This is a genomic window from Ochrobactrum sp. Marseille-Q0166, from assembly GCF_014397025.1.
Classification (GTDB): Bacteria; Pseudomonadota; Alphaproteobacteria; order Rhizobiales; family Rhizobiaceae; genus Brucella.
On the sequence record NZ_JACJUO010000002.1, the window covers coordinates 55,210 to 75,967 of the forward strand.

The following is a 20,758-nucleotide window of genomic DNA, read 5'->3' on the forward strand; positions in this document are numbered from 1 at the left end:
ATATGTTCGGGAGGTTCGTGCTTCCCGAAAATTAATCGTCGTGTCTGCGAAGTCCGCTCATCTCTGACCGCTGTGGTGGCCTTCATATCCCGAGACGCGACGCGGCGAGTGCGGCCCCTACCACTGCACTCGCCGGAACTTTATAAGGACGGAGCACAATAACTGTGCAATTGTCCTGCGACCATTTTGTAGCCAATCCCTCTTAGCAAGAAAGGATCAGCAATGTTCATCGCAATGAACCGCTTCAAGGTTATCGTTGGCAATGAAGCCGAGTTTGAAACCGTATGGCGCAGTCGTGACTCACAACTCTCCGAACTGCCGGGATTCGAAAGCTTTCATCTTTTGCGCGGCGCAACGAACGAAGACGAAGGCTATACGCTTTTCGCCTCGCACACCGTTTGGAAAACGCGTGAAGATTTCGTCTTCTGGACAAAATCCGAACAGTTCCGAAATGCGCATCGCAATGCGGGTGATCGCAAGCCGCTCTATGCCGGCCCACCCCAGTTTGAAGGATTCGAGGCCGTCGAAGGCATCTGATCGACTTCAAAATTGTGTTTTCCACATGATGCGGCGAAATAGCGCATAAATCAAAAGCGGGGTAAAAACAGCCCCGCTTTTGATCATCTAAAAGTAGAATTTCTTTTTAAAGATGGGCCTTTAACTCATATTTAGAATAATTCTAAGTTATTGATTTTTAGAACGTTTCAAAAACATAAAATTTGACAGAACCACCCCGAAAACGTCATAACATGACTTAAATCGGTGGGTTTTATCAAGACTTATCGAAGTTTACCTTTGATGTTCGGGCCTTTAACCCCTGCAATTGGAGGAACCATTGTTCGGTTCAGAGTTGCGCTATCCGCACGCGCCAATAAATTTAGCAGCTAATAGCTGTATTTCTGAAGCCTTCACAGGCAACGAACGGGTTTATTCCAACCGTATTGTGAATATTATACTTTCACATCGCATTGCAGATGCCGGAGTTTACTGCTCATGCTAGTCTGCAGCTGCAATGTTATTACTGACAAAGATATAGAGGCTGTCGTAACGCAACTTCTCGATGAAGATTGCTGGCGGCTGATTGTACCCGGTACCGTCTTCAATGCCATATCCAAGAGCGGCCGCTGCTGTGGCTGCTTCCCAAACGTCGTAGAAACCATCATAAGGGTTACCGAAGAATATCATCTTCGTCATAATCAAATGGACGAAAACGTGATCCAATTCATGGATCGTGTACGTTCTCTACGAGAAAAATTCGGGAGTTCTTGGAATGAAAGGCGAACCAAAGGTCATCGAGCGGCTTAACGAGGCACTGTTTCTCGAGCTCGGCGCCGTCAACCAATATTGGCTGCACTATCGTCTGCTGAACGATTGGGGCTTTACGCGTCTTGCAAAGAAGGAACGCGAAGAATCCATTGAGGAAATGCAGCACGCCGACAAGCTGATCGACCGCATTATTTTCCTTGAAGGCCATCCAAACCTCCAGACGGTCGCTCCGCTGCGTATCGGACAAAATGTCAAGGAAGTTCTGGAAGCTGATCTTGCTGGGGAATATGATGCACGCGCATCTTACAAGAAGTCGCGCGAGATTTGCGACGAACTCGGCGATTACGTTTCCAAGCAGCTTTTCGACGAGCTGCTTGCGGACGAAGAAGGTCACATCGACTTCCTCGAAACTCAGCTTGAATTGCTCAGCAAGATCGGTGAAGAGCGCTACGGTATGCTCAATGCCGCACCTGCTGACGCCGCTGAGTAAAAGCGAATACAGATATGAAAAAAGGGCGCTTAAAGCGCCCTTTTTTATTGCCTTATTGCGGTAGCTTGTCGTCAACACCTGCGACGTAGAAATTCAAACCCAGCAAGGTCTTGTCGTCAGCCTGCTCGCCTTCCTTGAGCCAGACAGAGCCGTCTTGCTTTTTGATAGGACCGGTAAAAGGCTTGAACTCGCCCGACTTGATCTTGGCTTCCGTTTCTTCAGCCATTTTCTTCACGTCATCTGGCATGTTTGTGTAAGGCGCCATCTTGACGAGGCCTTCCTTCATGCCCCACCAGATATTCTGGCTCTCCCACTTGCCATCGAGAGCGGCCTTGGCGCGGTCGATGTAGTATGGACCCCAATCATCAACAATAGCGGTCAGCTGGGTTTCAGGGCCGAACTTGATCATGTCCGAAGCCTGACCAAAAGCCTTGATGCCACGCTCTTGCGCAACCTGGATCGGGGCAGTGGAGTCGGTGTGCTGTGTCAGAATATCAACACCCTGATCAACCAGAGCCTTTGCAGCATCAGCTTCCTTGCCTGGATCGAACCATGAGTTAACCCAGATCACCTTGACCTTGAAGTCAGGATTGACCGATTGTGCGCCGAGGATGAAAGAGTTGATACCCTGGACAACTTCCGGCACTGGTACAGATGCTATATAACCTGCAACGCCCTTTTCCGATAGCTTAGCTGCGATCTGGCCCTGAATATAACGACCTTCATAGAAGCGTGCGTTATAAGCCGAAACATTGTCCGCAGTTTTATAACCGGTGGCGTGTTCAAACTTCACATCCGGATATTTGGCTGCAACCTTGATGGTTGGATCCATGTAGCCGAACGAGGTTGTAAAAATCAGCTTGTTGCCTGCGCGCGCAAGACGCTCGATCGAACGCTCGGCATCGGCACCTTCCGGCACGCTTTCCAGGAAGGTCGTTTCAACCTTATCGCCAAGAGCTTCAACCATTTCCTTGCGGGCGACATCGTGCTGATAGGTCCAGCCGAAGTCTCCCGGAGGTCCGATATAGATAAAGCCGACTTTCAGCTTATCTTCTGCATGTGCTGCTCCACCAACCAAAAAGCTGGCTGCAGTGGCAATCGCCAACAGCGTTTTTTTCATTTTCCCTGCACTCCTTATTAGCACCCTCAAAACAAAACGGCAGGCCGTGGGAGCTGGTCTGCCGTTCAAAACCCTTATTTACCTGTCCGGCACAAATGGTTTGCCAAGCGACGCCGGCGTATTCATCATCGTCAAACGCCTGTTGCGCGAGATGATGACCAGAACCACAATAGTCGCGATATAAGGCAAGGCCGAAAGAAACTGCGATGGAAGACCGAAACCAAGTGCCTGTGCATGAAGCTGGCCAATGGTTACGGCACCGAAAAGATAAGCGCCGATCAAAACACGCCACGGACGCCATGAGGCGAATACGACAAGCGCAAGCGCAATCCAGCCACGACCTGCCGACATATTCTCAACCCACTGCGGTACATAAACCAGCGACAACTGCGCACCTGCTAGGCCTGCGCAAGCGCCGCCAAACAGCACCGCGAGATAACGCGTGCGAACCACATGCACGCCAAGCGCATGGGCCGAGCCGTGATTGTCACCGATAGCGCGCAATTGCAGGCCTGCTCTCGTGCGAAAAAGGAACCATGTCACACCAATCACCAACAATATGGATATATAGAAAATAGGATCCTGTCCAAACAGAAAGCGCCCGACATAAGGGATATCGCTAAGATATGGAATGTCGATTGCACCAAGACGCACGCCCGGCATACCGACGAAGCTCTCGCCCAACATGGCTGACGCACCGATACCCAAAATGGTCAGCGCCAGACCCGTTGCCACCTGATTGGTCACAAGCGACAGGGTCAGGAAAGCAAAAATACCCGAAAACAACGTGCCTACCAGAATGGCGGCAATCATGCCGAGCCACGCCGAACCGGTGAACTGCGCGGCAGCAAACCCCGAAACAGCCCCCATCAGCATCATGCCTTCGACGCCAAGGTTCAAAACGCCGGAGCGTTCGACAACGAGTTCACCAATGGCTGCAATCAGCAAAGGCGTTGCAGCAGTTGCGATGGTGAGGAGGATTGCCTGTGTCAAATCCATTGATCAGGCCTTTCCTGCTGAGCGACCCGCCACAAAGCGGATGCGATAGTGAATGAGTGTGTCGCAAGCGAGTACGAAAAACAGGATCATGCCCTGAAACACGCGCGCTGACTTTTCGGAGATACCGATAGCAACCTGTGCTGCCTCGCCGCCAAGGTATGAAAGTGCCAGCACGAAACCAGCTGCAATCGCACCAATCGGATTGAGCCTTCCGAGGAAGGCAACGATAATCGCTGTAAAGCCATATCCGGGCGAGATGACAGGCCGTAACTGGCCAATGGCACCAGAGGTTTCGGCGATGCCTGCAAGACCAGCCAGCGCGCCTGAAATTGCAAAGACGAAGAAGACCAGCTTACCGCGGCTGAAACCTGCAAAGCGCCCTGCCCGTGGGCTTTGGCCGATAACCTTGACCTCAAAGCCTTTCAGCGTCTTGGCGAGCAGGAACCAGATCAGAACGGCGGCAACGATGGCAAAGATGAAGCCCCAATGGGCACGGCCCGATGCACTCCAGATTTCTGGCAGCACCGCACTTGGATTAAACTGGCGCGTTTCCGGGAAATTATAGCCTTCCGGATTGCGCCACGGGCCACGTACCAGCCAATCTAGGAACAACTGCGCCACATAGACCAGCATCAGGCTGGTGAGAATTTCATTGGTGTTGAAGCGGACTTTTAGAAGCGCCGGAATCGACGCATAGGCAGCACCGCCTGCCATGCCCATCAGCATCATCAAAGGCAATACGATCCACATCTGCAGATCGGGGAACATCACCGGCAGAATAGAACCGGTAATTGCGCCAATAATGAACTGGCCTTCAGCGCCGATATTCCAGTTGTTGGACTGGAAACAGACGCAAAGGCCAATAGCGATCAAAATAAGCGGTGTCGCCTTTACCAGAAGTTCATGCCACGACCAGACGTCAAACAGTGGTTCGACAAAGAAGACATAAAGCGCGTGAAGCGGGTCTTTACCCATCAACGCAAAAGCAATGCCACCAAAAACAAGCGTAAGGGCCAAAGCCAGCAAAGGCGAAACGGCGCTGAAGATTTTTGAAGGTTGCGGACGTTTTACGAGTTCAATACGCATCACGCTGCCCCCGCCTGATCCGAGCCGGAAACGCCGCCCATCAGCAGGCCAATCTTTTCCAGCGTTACGTCTGCGATAGGCATTGGATCGGAAAGCGCCCCATGGTTCATCACGGCAATACGATCACTGATTTCAAGCAGTTCATCCAAATCCTGACTAATCACAAGCACGGCTGAACCCGAGCGGGCGAGATCAACCAGAGCCTGCCGGATATGCGCCGCAGCGCCTGCATCCACGCCCCATGTCGGCTGATTGACGACCATTACAGAGGGAGAACGGTCCAGTTCGCGTCCGATGATGAACTTCTGCAGATTACCGCCCGACAAGGCCGAAGCTGGCGGATTTTCCGCACTCTTGCGTACATCCATTGTTTCGATAATACGCTTTGCAGCCGAGCGTAGTGCACTTTCAGCAATAAGCTTCAGCCTGCCACCGCGCATGAAGGCCTTCGCATCGGTTTTATAGCGCGAAAGGAAAAGATTGTCGGTCAGCGTCAAAGCTGGCACCGCGCCATGTCCTAGACGCTCTTCCGGCACAAAAGCCGCACCCATCATGCGGCGCTCACTAATGTCGAGCTTCCCAGCATCCGTGCCGCGAATGCGTACCGCTGACGGCGTCGATTGCACAACCTCGCCGGAAATGGCTTCAAAGAATTCGCCCTGCCCGTTTCCGGCGACACCGGCGATACCAACCACTTCACCAGCTTTAATGCTAAGCGAAATGTCTTTCAGTGCAGTCGAAAACGGACCGCGCGGAGCTTGGGACAGGTTTTTGATTTCAAAAATCGGCGCTGCCTGTGCTTCCAAAACTGCCATCGGACTGCGTGCCACGACCTTGATGTCATTGCCAACCATCATGCGGGCCAGCGATGCAGCCGTTTCCTGTCTCGGATCACAATGTGCGACGACTTTGCCATGACGCAGCACAGTGGCGCGGTCGCAAAGCCGTTTTACCTCTTCGAGGCGATGACTGATATAAAGGATCGACTTGCCTTCCGCCTTCAAACGCTCCAGCGTTTCAAACAGGCGATCAGCTTCCTGCGGTGTCAGAACCGATGTCGGCTCGTCAAGAATGATAAGGTCCGGCTCCTGCAACAGACAGCGCACAATTTCGATGCGCTGACGTTCGCCGACCGACAGATCGCCGACATGGGCCTGGGGATCAATCGGAAGACCATAAACCTGCCCAACATCGCGGGCACGCTTGGCGACTTCGGAAAGAGACAGCGAGCCGTTGAGAGAAAGTGCAATATTTTCGGCAGCAGTGAGCGAGTCAAACAGCGAAAAATGCTGGAAAACCATGCCGATGCCGAGTTTCCTTGCCATTGCCGGATCATTGATCGTTACCGGCTGACCTTTCCAGACGATCTCACCCTCAAGAGGCTGGAGCGCACCAAACAGCATTTTTACGAATGTGGATTTGCCAGCACCGTTTTCACCCAAAAGGGCGTGAATTTCCCCAGCTTCGATGACGAGATCTACCGCATCGCAGGCTCTGAGTTGACCAAATACTTTAGTGAGCCGGCGGACATCCAAAAGAGGCCGGTCGGATAAAGGCGCTGACATTGTCTTCTTGGCGTTCCCCGAGATTATTTTTAAATGACCTTATCCAGCAAGTTCGTTCTTGAAAAGCCAAAAAGAAAACGGCGGAGGACATATGCACACCGCCGAATTATTTAACGCAATATATGATCCCAAAAGCCTCGCAACCTTTAGGGATCGTGCTTACAGCTTCGACATTACGGAAGGAGCACACTCGCACCTGTTGTCTTGCGTGATTCAAGATCTTCATGCGCTTTGCGTACGTCTTTTAGCGCATAGGTCTGGTTGATTTCGATCTTAACCGCACCGCTTGCAACCACATCGAACAACGCGTTCGCCGTCTTTTCGAGGTCGGAACGCTTTGCAACGTAATGAAACAGCGTCGGGCGTGTCGCAAAAAGCGAACCCTTCTGGGCAAGAAGATTGAGATCAAACGGAGGAATAACGCCGGATGACTGACCGAAGCAGGCAAACATGCCCAAAGGCTTGAGCACATCGAGCGAACCCATATAGGTGTCACGTCCGACAGAATCATAAACGACATTCACACCCTCGCCGCCGGTGAGTTCCTTCACGCGTTCGACGAAATTTTCGGTCCGGTAATTAATGACGTGGTCATAGCCGTGCGCTTTGGCCAAAGCGATCTTCTCATCCGATCCCGCAGTTCCGATAACGGTTGCACCAAGATGCTTCGCCCATTGACCGGCAATAAGCCCGACGCCACCCGCTGCCGCATGAAACAGGATTGTGTCTCCAGGCTTCACAACGAAAGTCTGGCGTAAGAGATATTGCGCCGTCATGCCCTTGAGCATCATGGCAGCAGCTGTTTTCAACTCGATCCCATCGGGTACTTTTACCAGCCTGTCCGCAGGTAAAATGCGTTCCTCAGCATAAGAACCGGGGGTCGCGGCATAGGCGACACGATCACCGACCTGAAGATTTTCGACGCCGGAGCCAACAGCCACCACAATGCCCGCGCCTTCATTGCCGGGCGTAAACGGCATCTGAACCGCCTTATAAAGCCCAGTGCGGAAATAAACGTCGATGAAGTTCAGCCCGATTGCCTCGTGGCGCACCTTGGCTTCACCCGCTCCCGGCTCACCGATCTCGATCTGTTCATATTGCAGGACTTCCGGACCGCCGGTCTGGTGAACTCGAATAGCGTTGATCATAGTTTGCTCAGCCTCTCTTATTCGCTTTTGCGGCCTGTTCAGCTGCGATAACAGCAGCAGTTCTCCCGAGATTGGGGAAGAACTGCATGATTGCGCCGATGAAGTAGATATAAAGACCGGTCACTGTGATACCGACGCGCACCCAGAGCGGCGCATCGAGCGTATAGTAAAGACCGGCAGCGCCAAAGGCACACCACAGTAAAAAGATCGTCAGATTAAGCGGGCGCAGACGCACCACCCGCACCGGATGCAGGAAACTGATTGGCAGGAAGGAAAGGATCGCTGACAGAACCACGATTGCGAAAGCTTCCCATTCTCCGGGCCGGACAATAAAGAGCGTAAATACCACCATATTCCATACAACGGGGAAACCTTTGAAGAAGTTTTCCTTCGTCTTCATGCCAGTGTCGGCGTAGTAAATAGCGCTCGAAACCACAATAATCGCACCGGATAAGAAGGACAGGTTTGTCCCCATGAAACCACTTTGATAAAGCGCAAAGGCCGGTATCAGAACATAGGTCACGTAGTCGATAATATTGTCGAGCAACTCCCCCGACCAATTGGGAAGCACATATTTGACTTCCAGCTTGCGCGCGATGGGCCCATCGATGCCATCGACGAACAATGCAAGGCCAAGCCACCACCACATGGCGGTATAGCGGCCATCACTTGCAGCCACGATCGACAGAAACGCCAGAAACGAACCGGACGCGGTGAGCAGATGAACAGAAAATGCCTTCGCCTGCGGCGCGGTCACTTTCTTGGCTTTGAGTTTTCCGGTCAGTTTGCTTTTCACGCCGTTTGCCATTTCTGTTGATCGCCGCCTTCAATCTTCCAACAATGCGTGAAGCGGCAGATAAGACTTCCAAGGAGAAAGACCCGTGGAGGCCATGTTGTTGCATAAAGCTTTCCCCGAATAAGGCGAAAAGAGCAAGTAAGTCATGAGACAAAACCGCCCTCATTCCACCAAAGATTGGGTTTTAGCTTATGCAACAATGGCCTTTGACCGCCATTTGCGGTTAAGTGGCAACAAATACGACGCGATGAGAATCGCTTTGGACCGGATGTTTCTGGGCAGGGATAGAGCACTATGAATGACGTGGTTGTAGAAAAGCCCCTCACCGAAATCACAATCAGTGGCGGCGGTCCTGCCGGGATGATGGCCGCATTGGCCTTAAGCGCCAAAGGTTATCGCACGGCATTGCTCGGTCCAGAAACTGACAAAAACGACCGCCGTACCACAGCGCTTATGATGCCTGCCATCCGATTTCTTGAAGAAATCGGCGTCTGGAGTGATATCGCGCCTGAGGCTGCTCCTCTTGCTTCAATGCGTATTGTCGACGCCACGCAACGTCTCATCCGCAGCCCTGCCGTGACGTTCCGCGCGGGCGAAATCGATGAAATAGCCTTTGGTTACAACATCCCCAATGCAACGCTGAACCAGAAGCTTGCCGAAGCGGTTGAAAACAACCCTGCAATCAAACGCGTTACGCAGCCTGCAATCGAATATCGCAACAATGGCGATCATGTTACCATTACGCTTGCGGACGGCGATACGTTGCATACGCGTCTGGTCGTTGCAGCTGATGGACGCAATTCCGCTGCGCGCGAAGCTGCCGGAATTCGCACACGCCGCTGGAGCTATCCGCAGACAGCCGTTGTGCTTTCTTTCGCGCACGAAGTCGAGCACGAGAATATCTCGACCGAGTTCCATACTGAAGAAGGCCCATTCACACAGGTTCCTCTTAAGGGAAAGCGTTCGAGTCTCGTCTGGGTCGTTAACCCCAGTCGCGCCGAAATGCTGCTCGCGCTCGATGACGCGACCCTTGCTCAGCGCATTGAAGACATGATGCAATCCATGCTTGGCAAGGTCACGATTGATATTCGTCCGCAAGCTTGGCCGCTGTCGGGAATGGTGCCTGTGTCTTTTGCATCCAAGCGCACCATCCTTATCGGCGAAGCAGCGCATGTGTTTCCACCAATCGGCGCGCAGGGACTCAATCTCGGCACACGCGACGTCGAAACACTGATCAAAGCCATAGCAAGCGATCCGTCAGATCCCGGTTCGGATCGTGTGATTCGTACTTATGATCGCGGTCGCCGCCCAGATATTCTGGCGCGTACCGGTTCTGTAGATGCACTCAACCGTTCACTGCTGTCGCCAATGTTGCCCGCACAGATTGCACGCGGCGTCGGTCTGGAAATGCTGCGTTCGTTTGCACCGCTCCGCGCATTCTTCATGCGCGAAGGCTTGCGCCCTGGAAGCGGATTTTCGCAGCTTTTGCCGAAGTTGCCAAAGCTGCCTGATCGCATGAACAGCGCGACAAGGTAAAAATTCACATCAATAACCGAACCTGAAACCTCCCGCAGCTTTAATTCAGCGCGCGGTGAACTACATATGTCTCATGGGTATGACACAGATAAAACACGCGAAGTTTCAGATCGGACAGGTGGTCAAACATCGAATGTTTCCTTTCCGAGGGATCATTTTTGATGTTGATCCGGAATTTGCGAACACCGAGGAGTGGTATGAATCCATCCCTGAAGAGACCCGACCGCGCCGCGATCAACCCTTCTATCATTTGCTCGCTGAAAACTCGGAGTCTGAATATGTGGCTTATGTTTCCGAGCAGAATCTCGTGCCAGACTTGAGCGATGAACCGTTACGTCATTCGCAGATCGGCGAAATTTTCGACAAGCTTGAAAACGGATCGTATCGTGTGAAGTTGCACGCCAACTAAATAAACCGGGGTTTACTCGGATCACTTAATCAGATGCACAAACAAAAAGGGCGCAAAAAGCGCCCTTTTCGATTCATTACAATAGAACAGCTTAGTTAGCTGCACCCTTTGCCTTGGCCTGTTCAGCCTTCATCTTTTCTTCGAATTCCTTCTGGCGCTTTGCAACGGCATCCTGAAGTTCCTTCTGGCGTTCTTCGAGTTCAGACTGCTTGAGGCCCGGGCCGGTAAGGGCCGCCGAGAAGCCTGTCAGAGCCACTGGAATCGGGTTCTGCTTGTTTTGGTAATTAACCGATGTCAGCGTAACCTTGCTGCCCTTCTTGAGCGCGTTGATCAGCTCGTCAGAAAGCGGGGCTTCCGCAATGCAACGATCCGGGAAGCAGATGCCGTATTCAAGCTTGGTTGGCTTGTTGTTGTCAATCTGCAGACCAACGCCGGCAGGAATCAGGCGGCCGATTGGTACGGTAACCTGAAAAATCTTGCGATTGATCTTACCTTTGATCTCAATAAGGTTAACAGCGGTCAGCAACTGGCCGGAGTCTGCAGTGATAATGTTCTGCGTGTTGCAGATGTCATTATCTTCCTGCTTTGAGCAAACCTTGAACCAGCCCTGTGGTGGCTGCTGCTGTGCGGCTGCAGGCATGGTCGCAGAGGCAAGCAGGGCGAACGCGCCAGCAAATGCAGATGCGGCAGCGATTGTCTTCGTGCTGGTCATGATCAACAGGTTCCTTTCAACGCTTTGATCTTCCGTCTCTGGTTTGAGTCAGCGATAGACCGTCACTGATTAGAAAATGCGGCAACAGCGTGACCTTTGGGAATTAACATCCCATTCCGGGCGTGGTGTTACAACGACTTCTCATACGAATCCAGATGGTGAAGGCCCTCGAAGCAGCAAATTGCATCAAATTTTTTGTTTTAATCTGCACTGTCGCGCCGCAGACACGCTGTTAATCCGCACAAACGCAAGGATCATGCTAATTTCGCCACACGAATCGTTACTGATATCTCACACTTATTTACAACGAACCTATCAAATTGAACGGGACGCGAGAAAGTTGACTGGATTGTTTGCTCTTTTCCGCAACACAGCTTTGGCCAGTATGATCGGCCTTTTTCCCATTATCGCCCCGGCGAATGCTCAAAAGAATGCCGCGCCCGACTATGCTCTTTCTATGCATGGTGATGTGGCATTGCCTGCAGATTTCGCAAATTTTCCATACGTCAATCCCGAAGCCCCAAAAGGCGGCGCGCTACGTATGGGCGTCGTCGGGACATTTGACAGCCTTAATCCGTTCGTTCTCAAAAGTATGCGCACGACCGCCCGCGCGCTTTTCAGCGACGCCGATTTTGGGAATCTGGTCTATGAAACGCTGATGCAGCGTTCCCGTGATGAGCCCTTCACACTTTACGGATTGCTTGCCGAGAAGGTAGAGATCGACCCAGAACGCAAATGGGTAGAATTTACGCTTAATCCGAAAGCGGAATGGTCGGACGGGAAGCCGGTAACAGTTGAGGATGTCATATTCACCTACGACATCCTGACGGAAAAAGGCCGCCCACCTTACAACAATCGCATGAGCCGGATCGACAGAATCGAAAAAACCGGCGAACGCTCCGTTCGCTTTGTTTTCAATGACAAATCGGATCGCGAGTTTCCGATGCTGATTGCCGGAACGATGCCAGTTTTGCCCAAGCACGCTATCGATCCTGAAACATTTGGCAACTCGACACTCAAACCTCCAGTGGGCAGCGGCCCTTATATTGTTTCTGACGTTCAGCCCGGTCAGCGCATCATCTATAAGCGCAATCCGGATTACTGGGGCAAGGATTTGCCTTCCCAGCGCGGCTTGAACAATTTTGATACGATCAGCATCGAATATTATCGTAACGAGACATCGCTGTTTGAGTCCTTTAAGAAAGGTATTGTTGACGTATTCCTCGATGCCAATCCGACGCGTTGGGAAAAATCCTACGACTTCCCGGCAGTCAAGGAAGGCAAGGTCGTTAAAGAAAACTTCGAAAAGGGAACGCCAGCAAATATGCTTGGCTTCGTCTTCAACACACGCCGTCCGGTGTTTGAGGATCGCCGCGTCAGACAGGCACTCGGACTTCTGTTCGATTTCGAATGGGCCAATCGCAATCTGTTTGCTGGTCAGTATGAACGTCTGCAAAGTTTCTGGGAAGGCTCAGATCTGTCATCGGTAGGTAAAGCTGCTGATGCGCGCGAGAGGGAGCTTCTGGCCGCTTTCCCTGATGCTGTTCGCAAGGAGGTGCTGGAAGGAACATGGCATCCATCGACCACCGATGGAACCGGCCATGATCGCGGCCCGGCCAAGGAAGCTTATGAATTGCTGATAGATGCCGGCTTCTCGTTTGAGCATGGAAAGGCTATTGATCCATCTGGCAAGCAATTCCAGTTTGAAATCATGACGCGTTCACCCGATGAGGAAAAAGTGGCGCTCGCCTATAAGCGCAACCTCGCCCGCCTCGGAATCGATGCCGAAATTCGCACTGCCGATGATGCACAGTATCAGCAACGCTTGCAGACCTTCGACTACGATATGATCCTTGGTGCCCTCAGTGGCTCATTATCGCCCGGCAATGAACAATGGATGCGTTGGGGTTCAGCATCGCGGGACGCTCAGGGCAGTTTCAACTATCCCGGCGTTGCCGATCCCGCAGTCGATGCCATGATTGACGCCATGCTCGCAGCGAGGGAACGCGATGATTTCGTGAGTGCAGTGCGCGCACTCGACCGCATTCTCATCTCCGGTGACTATTACATCCCGCTTTATTACCTGCCTTATCAGTGGGTGGCACGTTGGGATCGGATCGGACATCCGGAGAAAACATCGCTTTACGGCTATCAGTTGCCTACCTGGTGGCAGGCGGGCAAATAGACTGAGTTGATCACGTCGTAATTCACACTACATTTTCCATTTATATAGATAAGCAGACGGGCGGAACATTCTCCTGCTTGCCGAACGGAGCACCTTATGACCACAAGAAAAATCACCATCGACGTTGTGTCTGATGTCGTTTGTCCATGGTGTTTCCTCGGCTACAAAAGGCTGGAACAGGCACTCGAATTGACGCCGGAAGTTGACGTGGAAGTGCGCTGGCGTCCTTATCAGCTCGATCCCTCTCTGCCTGCTGAAGGTAAGGATCGTCAGGCCTATATGCGCGAAAAATTCGGTACAGGCTCAAAAATTGATGACATTCACAAGCAACTGACAGAGCTTGGTGAAGAGAACGATATTGTCTTCGATTTTGAAGCCATTACGCGCGCGCCCAATACGCTTGATGCTCACCGTCTGATCCATTGGGCTGCGCAGGCCGGGCCCGGTCTTCAGGACAAGCTGGTTTGCCGACTTTTCTCACTCTATTTCGAGCAGGGACAGGACATTGGCGATCATGAAGTGCTGATTGATGCTGCAGCAAGCGTAGGTATGGAAGCCCCGATCGTAGCTCGGCTCCTGCAAAGCGAGGCCGACAAGGCTACGATTCGCGAAGAAATCGACACTGCAAACCGCATCGGCGTGCGTGGCGTCCCTTGCTTCATTATTGACCAGAAATATGCCGTCATGGGTGCACAATCAGCCTCAGCTCTCGCTGATGCTATTCAGCAGACAGCGGAAGGTTTTGAACCCGGAATTTCTGAAGACCGATGATAACCGAATAAGCATCTAAAAAAAGGCCCGCGCAATCATTCGGATGCGCGGGCTTTTCTTTAAATATCAAGTAAATGCTTACATGCTTTCGTCGGATACGCGAACCAGAGTCCAGCATGGCTGCTTGGCAAATTCAAATTCCATATATTCGCCATTGTCGGTGCCTTTGATCACGACAATCTTATTGCCGTTTTCACCGTCTTTGTACTCAGCCTGTTTTTTTCTTCCGGCCAGCGTTTGCAAATCTGGCATAACGGGCCATTCAACATCAGCAAGAGGAACTTCTGTGCTGACCTTTTTTGGCTCCGGGTCGGCTTCCATATCTAAACCCTCAAAGATCACGGTCTTTGCGGTATTGGCTTCCTGAATCGAAATATCATGGCTGAAAGCCTTGACGAAATGCTCAATCGTCTCAACCTTGCAATCCGGCGTAGTCAAAGCAAAAGCTGATTGAGAAACAAATAAGAGTGCTGCCGCAGTGCATGAAACGCGCAAAGCATTCTTTAGCATCAAAGTTCCCTCCGTTTTAAACCTCAGAGCACGGGAAGCTCCAAACCCTCAGAATTTAATGACTTAGTGTTTAACCGCCTGTAGCGATCTTGGCCAACTGGGTCATGATAACCGCCGAGCCATTAAGACGCTTTTCGGGAGTAGCCCAATCGCGAATGAAAACAATACTCTGATCTGGTCTGATCTTGGCCATTGAGCCTTGTTCGCCAATCATCTTCACCAGACCGACCGGATTGTTGAAAGTCGCATTGCGGAACTGGATAACCACACCCTTCGGACCAGCATCCAGCTTCTCAACATTGGCACGGCGGCAGAGCGCCTTGATATAGACAATCTTGAGCAGATGCTGCACTTCTTCCGGCATTGGTCCGAAACGGTCTATGAGTTCTGCGCCAAATGCATCGATTTCCTGCGGCTCTTCAAGGTCTGCCAAACGACGATAAAGGCCAAGGCGCAATTGCAGATCCGGCACGTAGGTTTCCGGAATCATGACAGCCGTACCAATTGCAATCTGTGGCGACCACTGGCTGTCTTCGACCTCAATCGTGCCCTTGAGCGTTGCAACCGCTTCTTCCAGCATCTGCTGGTACAACTCGAAGCCCACTTCCTTGATATGACCGGATTGTTCTTCACCAAGCAGATTGCCTGCACCACGAATATCCATGTCATGACTTGCGAGCTGGAAGCCCGCGCCAAGTGTGTCGAGCGATTGCAGAACTTTGAGTCGGCGCTCGGCAGTCTGCGTCAGTGTGCGACCGGCAGGCAGTGTGAACAGCGCAAACGCGCGCTGCTTTGAGCGGCCAACACGTCCCCGCAACTGATAAAGCTGCGCCAAGCCGAACATATCGGCGCGGTGCACGATCATCGTATTGGCGGTAGGAATATCAAGGCCTGACTCCACAATGGTTGTCGAAAGCAGCACATCATATTGGCCGTCATAGAAGGCATTCATGATGTCATCAAGCACACCCGGTGCCATCTGGCCATGTGCAACGGCCACTTTCAGTTCAGGCACATGGTCCTTCAGGAACTCCTCGATCTCTGTGAGATCGGCAATGCGCGGGCAGACATAGAAGCTCTGACCACCACGATAGCGTTCACGCAGCAATGTTTCGCGGATCACCAGCGGATCAAACGGCGACACAAAGGTACGCACAGCCATACGATCAACAGGCGGCGTCGTAATCAGCGAAAGCTCACGAACGCCTGTCAAAGCCAGCTGCAATGTGCGCGGGATCGGCGTTGCCGAAAGGGTCAGGACGTGAATGTCCGATTTCAGTTCCTTGAGCCGTTCCTTGTGCTTCACGCCAAAATGCTGCTCTTCGTCAATGATGAGCAGGCCGAGATTTCTCATCTTGATAGAGCTGCCCAAAAGCGCATGGGTGCCAACCACAATATCGACGGTGCCGTTTTCAAGTCCCTTCTTGGTAGCCGCCAGCTCTTTTGCGCCAACAAGACGCGATGCATGCGCGACATTGACCGGCAGACCATGGAAGCGCGTGGAGAAAGTCTTGAAATGTTGGCGGGAGAGAAGCGTGGTCGGTACGACGACAGCCACCTGAAAGCCGCTCAACGCTGCAACAAAAGCCGCACGAAGCGCCACTTCCGTCTTGCCGAAACCAACGTCACCGCAGATAAGGCGGTCCATCGGCTTGCCTGCACCCAGATCGTCCGTAATGGCATCGATGGCGCGTAGCTGATCTTCGGTTTCCTCATAAGGAAAACGCGCTGCGAATTCTGCGTAAAGGCCTTCTGGCGGCTGCATGACTGGCGCGCCGCGCATCTGTCGTTCGGCTGCGATCTGGATCAGATGACCGGCAATCTCAAGCAGGCGCTTCTTGAGCTTGGCCTTGCGCATCTGCCATGCGCCGCCGCCAAGCTTATCAAGTATCGCTTCCGAACCTTCCGACCCAAATCGAGAGAGCAGCTCGATATTCTCAACTGGAAGAAACAGCCGATCATCGCCGGCGTAATGGATTTCAAGACAATCATGCGGCGCACCCGCAGCCGTGATTGTCTTAAGGCCGACGAAACGACCAATACCATGATCGACGTGCACAACGATATCGCCAGCCGAAAGCGAAGCCGCTTCCGAAATGAAATCCTGATCCCGCTTGCGGCGTTTGGAGCGGCGTACAAGGCGATCTCCAAGAATATCCTGTTCAGCAACTACAACCAGATCACCCGCGTCGAAGCCGCTTTCAACAGCGAGAACCGCAGCCGTGATCTTGTCACGCGACAGCGCCTTGACGGTGGAAAGTCGGTCTACCGTCTCGATCTTTTCAAGACCGTGCTCGTCCAACACCTGCAAGAGGCGGTCGAGCGAACCTTCCGACCATGCCGCCACCAGCACCTTTTTGCCAGCCACGCGCAGATCGGCGATATATTTCACCGCTGCTTCAAACAGGTTCACATCCGTCGCGGCGCGCTCTTCGGCAAAACTGCGACCTTTATGAACGTCAGCATGAACAACCGTGCGGCCTGAGACTTCTGGTGTGCCGAACGGTGTCAGATCAATGCGCAGGCCACTCGTTTCTGCAATTGCCTCAACTTCGCGCGGCGTCAGATAAAGCGTTTCCGGCTTAACCGGCTTATACGGCACGGCATCGCTGCCCGGCTCTTTGCCTTCGGACTGTCGCAGACGCGACTCAAAATGATCGACGACCATCGTATGACGCTCGGTCAGCGCCTCATGCACCAGATGATCGAACACCACCGGCATGTCGCCCGTATGGTCAAATACGGTTTCCAGATTGTCATAGAACAGTGGCAACCAGTGTTCCATACCGGCAAAGCGACGCCCTTCGCTGATCGCCTGATAAAGCGCATCATCACGCTGTGGTGCGCCGAACATCGCCACGTAATTCTTGCGGAAACGGCTGATCATATCCGGCGAGAGCGAAATTTCGCTCATAGGCTGAAGCACGAATTCCTTACGTGAACCTGTGGTGCGCTGCGAGGCTGGATCAAAAGCACGGATCGTTTCGAGCGTGTCGCCAAAGAAATCAAGCCGCAGCGGTTCTTCTGAGCCCGGCGCATAAAGATCAAGGATGCCGCCGCGCACAGCATATTCGCCAATGTCACGCACCGTCGAAACACGCTCAAAGCCGTTACGCTCAAGCCGTGCACTCAGATCATTCATATTTAGCTGATTGCCGGGGCGTGCGGAAATCACCTGTTCGGCGATTGCCGCCTGTGGTGGCAGCTTTTGCAGAATGGCGTTGGCAGTGGTGATAATGACAGCTGGATGAGGAGTTTTCTTGAGCGCTGCCAAGGCAGCCAGTGCCGCAAGCCTGCGCGCCGATGCATCAGCTCCCGGCGACACACGATCATATGGCAGACAGTCCCATGCTGGCAGATATAGCACAGGAAGATCGGGCGAAATAAAGTTCAGCACCTGTTCCAGATCAGCAATGCGCTGTCCATCGCGCACGATATACAGGATAGGCCCGCGTTCTCCGATCTCTTCGACCAGACGCGCAAGACAAAAAGCCTCGAAACCATCGGCGACGCCGTCGATAACGATATGCTTGCCATTTTTAACGCTTGGACCAGCTTTAAGACCAAATTTGCTGAATACGGGCATGGGGATTAATTCTCAGAATTCTATGCGGTCGCGGAAAGCAATGATGTCGCGGAATAAAGGCGTATCATATTCCTGAGGAGTCTCGCTTTCGCCTGTCACCCACTTCAGAAGATCACGGTCAAGCACTTCAAGAATCTGCTCAAACTCATCCAGCTGTGCGTCGGTGAAAGCTGGAAGATACTGATCGGCGTACTGACCGAGGATCAGATCCATCTCGCGCATACCGCGATGCCAGGCGCGGAATAGAAGCTTGCGACGCCTTACATCAAGATTTCCTGCCGCAAGTGTGCTGCCAGTCATTGTTTAAGCGCTCCGTTTTTTAAAATCAGAAGCCGGTATATAGCATCTGTTGGCAATGTGGGAACCGGTTTCCGCAATAAGAACAAAAATAGTACAAAACCATTTCAAAGGCTTGCACAGAAAAGCAAAGCAGTTAATGCTCCCCGGCATGCGTCCGTCTGTGCTTGATCCGTTTTTCGCTTCCGTCCGCTCGCTTTCCGGCATTGGCCCGAAAGTGGCAGCTTTGCTTGGCAAACTTTTAGGCACAGACGTGCCCGGCGCCGAGCCAAAAGTCGGCCAGCTTCTCTTCCTGCCGCCGCATAGTGTGATCGACCGGCGCAATCGCCCTGGGGTCGCTTTTGCGCAGGAAGGTGCAATTGTAACGCTTGAGGTGATGGTTGATCAGCATCAGCCAGCACCGCGTGGACGCGGCAATGTCCCGCATCGTGTGATTGCACATGATGATACTGGCGAAATCATCCTCACCTTTTTTCATGCGCAATTGCCATGGCTTGAAAAGATGCTGCCCGAAGGCGAAATCGTCATCGTTTCCGGCAAGGTCGAATGGTTCAATGGCCGTGCCTCGATGGTGCATCCGGATTATATCGCAAGTCTCGAAGATTCTGCCAATCTTCCGATGGTCGAACCCGTCTATCCGCTAACTGCTGGCCTTTCATCCAAAACCCTTGGCCGCGCAATGAAAGAAGCACTGACTCGAGTGCCAGAGCTGCCCGAGTGGATTGACGGGCCGCTGATTGCACGCGAGCGTTTTACTGCTTTCAAAGATGCACTCAACACAATGCACTTGCCAGAAGACCCGAGTGATATTGCGCTTGAAAGCATCACCCGACGCAGGCTGGCTTATGACGAGTTTCTGGCAGGACAGCTGGCTTTGGCTCTCGTGCGTGCCAAAACACGCCGCCTTTCAGGGCGCCCGCTGGAAGGCAATGGCCGCATCGTGGCGGAAATCATGCGCCACCTCCCCTATAAACTGACCAAGAGTCAGGATCAGGCGGTTCGCGAAATCATCACCGATCTTAAATCGCCTGAGCGTATGCTTCGCCTGCTACAAGGCGATGTCGGCTCAGGTAAGACGGTGGTGGGCCTTTTATCTATGGCACACGCGGCGGAATCTGGCGGGCAATCGGCTTTGATGGCCCCCACAGAAGTTCTTGCAAGACAGCATTTTGCAACCATTGCACCTCTGGCCGAAAAAGTTGGCCTGAAAGCCGCCCTTCTTACAGGTCGCGAAAAGGGCAAGGAACGCAGTGCTGTGCTTGAGGGGCTAAAAAGCGGCGAAGTCGATATTGTCATCGGCACCCATGCGCTTTTTCAAGAGAAGGTCGAATATCACGATCTCGTCTTCGTCATCATCGACGAGCAGCATCGTTTCGGCGTGCATCAGCGCCTGATGCTGACGGCAAAGGGCACGGCCCCCGATATGCTGGTCATGACGGCAACGCCTATTCCACGCACGCTGGTTCTGACCGCTTTTGGCGATATGGATGTGTCAAAGCTCACGGAAAAGCCCGCCGGGCGTCAGCCGATTACCACGGCCATTCTGCCAATGGAACGCATGGGCGAACTCGTTGAGCGCATTCGGAAGGCCGTTCACGAAGGGCAGAAAATCTATTGGATTTGCCCGCTTGTCGAAGAGTCTGAAGTCGTTGAGTTGACTTCCGCCGAAGAACGCTTTGAATCGCTCAAGTCCGTTTTTGGCAACAAGATCGGCCTCATCCATGGCCGCATGAATGGTGCTGAAAAAGACGAAGCCATGCGCGCTTTCAAGCAGGGCGAAACACGGCTGCTTGTTGCCACCACGGTCATTGAGGTTGGCGTCGACGTGCCGGATGCAACGATCATCGTCATCGAACATGCCGAGCGTTTCGGCCTATCCCAATTGCATCAGCTGCGCGGACGCGTCGGACGCGGCGACAAGCCATCCACCTGTCTTCTGCTTTATAAAGGCCCGCTTGGTGAAATCGGGCAGGCACGTCTCAAGGTGATGCGCGAAACGGAAGACGGTTTCCGCATCGCCGAAGAAGACCTGAAGCTGCGCGGTGAAGGCGAGCTGCTTGGCACAAGGCAATCTGGCACACCAGGCTTCCGTCTTGCTTCGATTGAGGCACACGGAGACCTGCTGGAAATCGCCCGCAAAGATGCCCGTTATGTGCTGACCAGCGACCCAGATCTTGAAAGCGAGCGCGGAAAGGCACTTCGCGTTCTGCTCTATCTTTTCGGTCGCGATGAGGCGATCCGTCTGCTTCGCGCGGGGTAGAGAAGAAAATGGCCGCATCGGT

General features: G+C 52.8%; 18 protein-coding genes. 8 read left to right on the forward strand and 10 right to left on the reverse strand.

Features of this window, described 5'->3' with window-relative positions; all coding sequences use genetic code 11:
- Positions 1 to 222 precede the first annotated feature (222 nt).
- From H5024_RS11495 to bfr, 3 genes are all read left to right on the forward strand, one after another.
- Positions 223 to 537, forward strand: coding sequence for an antibiotic biosynthesis monooxygenase (locus H5024_RS11495; RefSeq protein ID WP_187546931.1), 315 nt, complete (start codon positions 223 to 225; stop codon positions 535 to 537).
- A 456-nt stretch (positions 538 to 993) separates the two neighbouring features.
- A complete protein-coding gene (locus H5024_RS11500) occupies positions 994 to 1,305 on the forward strand; it encodes a (2Fe-2S)-binding protein (protein ID WP_187546932.1) in 312 nt (103 codons plus the stop codon).
- Positions 1,271 to 1,756 (forward strand): bacterioferritin, encoded by a 486-nt coding sequence (gene bfr, locus H5024_RS11505; RefSeq protein WP_187546933.1) that lies wholly within the window; start codon positions 1,271 to 1,273, stop codon positions 1,754 to 1,756. Before H5024_RS11500 ends, bfr begins: the two co-directional genes overlap by 35 nt.
- 52 nt (positions 1,757 to 1,808) lie before the next feature.
- Here bfr and H5024_RS11510 read toward each other — a convergent pair whose 3' ends face one another.
- The 6 genes from H5024_RS11510 to pcsA form a co-directional block, all read right to left on the reverse strand.
- Positions 1,809 to 2,876: a BMP family ABC transporter substrate-binding protein gene (locus H5024_RS11510; protein WP_187546934.1), complete on the reverse strand. Its 1,068-nt coding sequence runs from the start codon at positions 2,874 to 2,876 to the stop codon at positions 1,809 to 1,811.
- A gap of 78 nt (positions 2,877 to 2,954) precedes the next feature.
- Positions 2,955 to 3,875 (reverse strand): ABC transporter permease, encoded by a 921-nt coding sequence (locus tag H5024_RS11515; RefSeq protein ID WP_187546936.1) that lies wholly within the window; start codon positions 3,873 to 3,875, stop codon positions 2,955 to 2,957.
- A gap of 3 nt (positions 3,876 to 3,878) precedes the next feature.
- Entirely contained in the window at positions 3,879 to 4,961 is a 1,083-nt protein-coding gene (locus H5024_RS11520) for an ABC transporter permease (protein ID WP_187546938.1), read from the reverse strand.
- A complete protein-coding gene (locus H5024_RS11525; protein ID WP_187546940.1) occupies positions 4,961 to 6,526 on the reverse strand; it encodes an ABC transporter ATP-binding protein in 1,566 nt (521 codons plus the stop codon). Before H5024_RS11525 ends, H5024_RS11520 begins: the two co-directional genes overlap by 1 nt.
- Positions 6,527 to 6,699: 173 nt before the next feature.
- Positions 6,700 to 7,674 carry a quinone oxidoreductase gene (locus H5024_RS11530; RefSeq protein WP_187546943.1) on the reverse strand — a complete coding sequence of 325 codons (975 nt, stop codon included), beginning with the start codon at positions 7,672 to 7,674 and terminating at the stop codon, positions 6,700 to 6,702.
- Between the two features lie 7 nt (positions 7,675 to 7,681).
- Positions 7,682 to 8,482: a phosphatidylcholine synthase gene (pcsA, locus tag H5024_RS11535; RefSeq protein ID WP_187546946.1), complete on the reverse strand. Its 801-nt coding sequence runs from the start codon at positions 8,480 to 8,482 to the stop codon at positions 7,682 to 7,684.
- A 282-nt stretch (positions 8,483 to 8,764) separates the two neighbouring features.
- Between pcsA and H5024_RS11540 the strand changes: the two genes are divergently transcribed.
- Together H5024_RS11540 and hspQ are read left to right on the forward strand one after the other, a co-directional pair.
- Positions 8,765 to 10,006 (forward strand): UbiH/UbiF family hydroxylase, encoded by a 1,242-nt coding sequence (locus tag H5024_RS11540; protein WP_187546948.1) that lies wholly within the window; start codon positions 8,765 to 8,767, stop codon positions 10,004 to 10,006.
- Positions 10,007 to 10,079: 73 nt separating this feature from the next.
- Positions 10,080 to 10,415 carry a heat shock protein HspQ gene (hspQ, locus tag H5024_RS11545; RefSeq protein ID WP_187546950.1) on the forward strand — a complete coding sequence of 112 codons (336 nt, stop codon included), beginning with the start codon at positions 10,080 to 10,082 and terminating at the stop codon, positions 10,413 to 10,415.
- A 91-nt stretch (positions 10,416 to 10,506) separates the two neighbouring features.
- Here hspQ and H5024_RS11550 read toward each other — a convergent pair whose 3' ends face one another.
- On the reverse strand, positions 10,507 to 11,127 hold the full coding sequence (locus tag H5024_RS11550; RefSeq protein WP_187546953.1) for an invasion associated locus B family protein: 621 nt from the start codon (positions 11,125 to 11,127) through the stop codon (positions 10,507 to 10,509).
- Positions 11,128 to 11,512: 385 nt separating this feature from the next.
- Here H5024_RS11550 and H5024_RS11555 point away from each other — a divergent pair, with 385 nt between their 5' ends.
- Together H5024_RS11555 and H5024_RS11560 are read left to right on the forward strand one after the other, a co-directional pair.
- Positions 11,513 to 13,312 carry an extracellular solute-binding protein gene (locus H5024_RS11555; protein ID WP_247875341.1) on the forward strand — a complete coding sequence of 600 codons (1,800 nt, stop codon included), beginning with the start codon at positions 11,513 to 11,515 and terminating at the stop codon, positions 13,310 to 13,312.
- Positions 13,313 to 13,408: 96 nt separating this feature from the next.
- On the forward strand, positions 13,409 to 14,083 hold the full coding sequence (locus H5024_RS11560) for a DsbA family protein (protein ID WP_187546955.1): 675 nt from the start codon (positions 13,409 to 13,411) through the stop codon (positions 14,081 to 14,083).
- Positions 14,084 to 14,161: 78 nt separating this feature from the next.
- Here the strand turns inward: H5024_RS11560 and H5024_RS11565 are convergent, their stop codons facing one another.
- The 3 genes from H5024_RS11565 to H5024_RS11575 form a co-directional block, all read right to left on the reverse strand.
- Positions 14,162 to 14,593, reverse strand: a complete 432-nt coding sequence (locus H5024_RS11565) for a hypothetical protein (protein WP_187546957.1) — start codon at positions 14,591 to 14,593, stop codon at positions 14,162 to 14,164.
- A 70-nt stretch (positions 14,594 to 14,663) separates the two neighbouring features.
- On the reverse strand, positions 14,664 to 18,179 hold the full coding sequence (gene mfd, locus H5024_RS11570; protein WP_187546960.1) for a transcription-repair coupling factor: 3,516 nt from the start codon (positions 18,177 to 18,179) through the stop codon (positions 14,664 to 14,666).
- 12 nt (positions 18,180 to 18,191) lie between these two features.
- Positions 18,192 to 18,479, reverse strand: a complete 288-nt coding sequence (locus H5024_RS11575) for a succinate dehydrogenase assembly factor 2 (RefSeq protein WP_100557135.1) — start codon at positions 18,477 to 18,479, stop codon at positions 18,192 to 18,194.
- A gap of 136 nt (positions 18,480 to 18,615) precedes the next feature.
- Between H5024_RS11575 and recG the strand changes: the two genes are divergently transcribed.
- Entirely contained in the window at positions 18,616 to 20,736 is a 2,121-nt protein-coding gene (gene recG, locus H5024_RS11580) for an ATP-dependent DNA helicase RecG (RefSeq protein WP_187546962.1), read from the forward strand.
- Positions 20,737 to 20,758 lie beyond the last annotated feature (22 nt).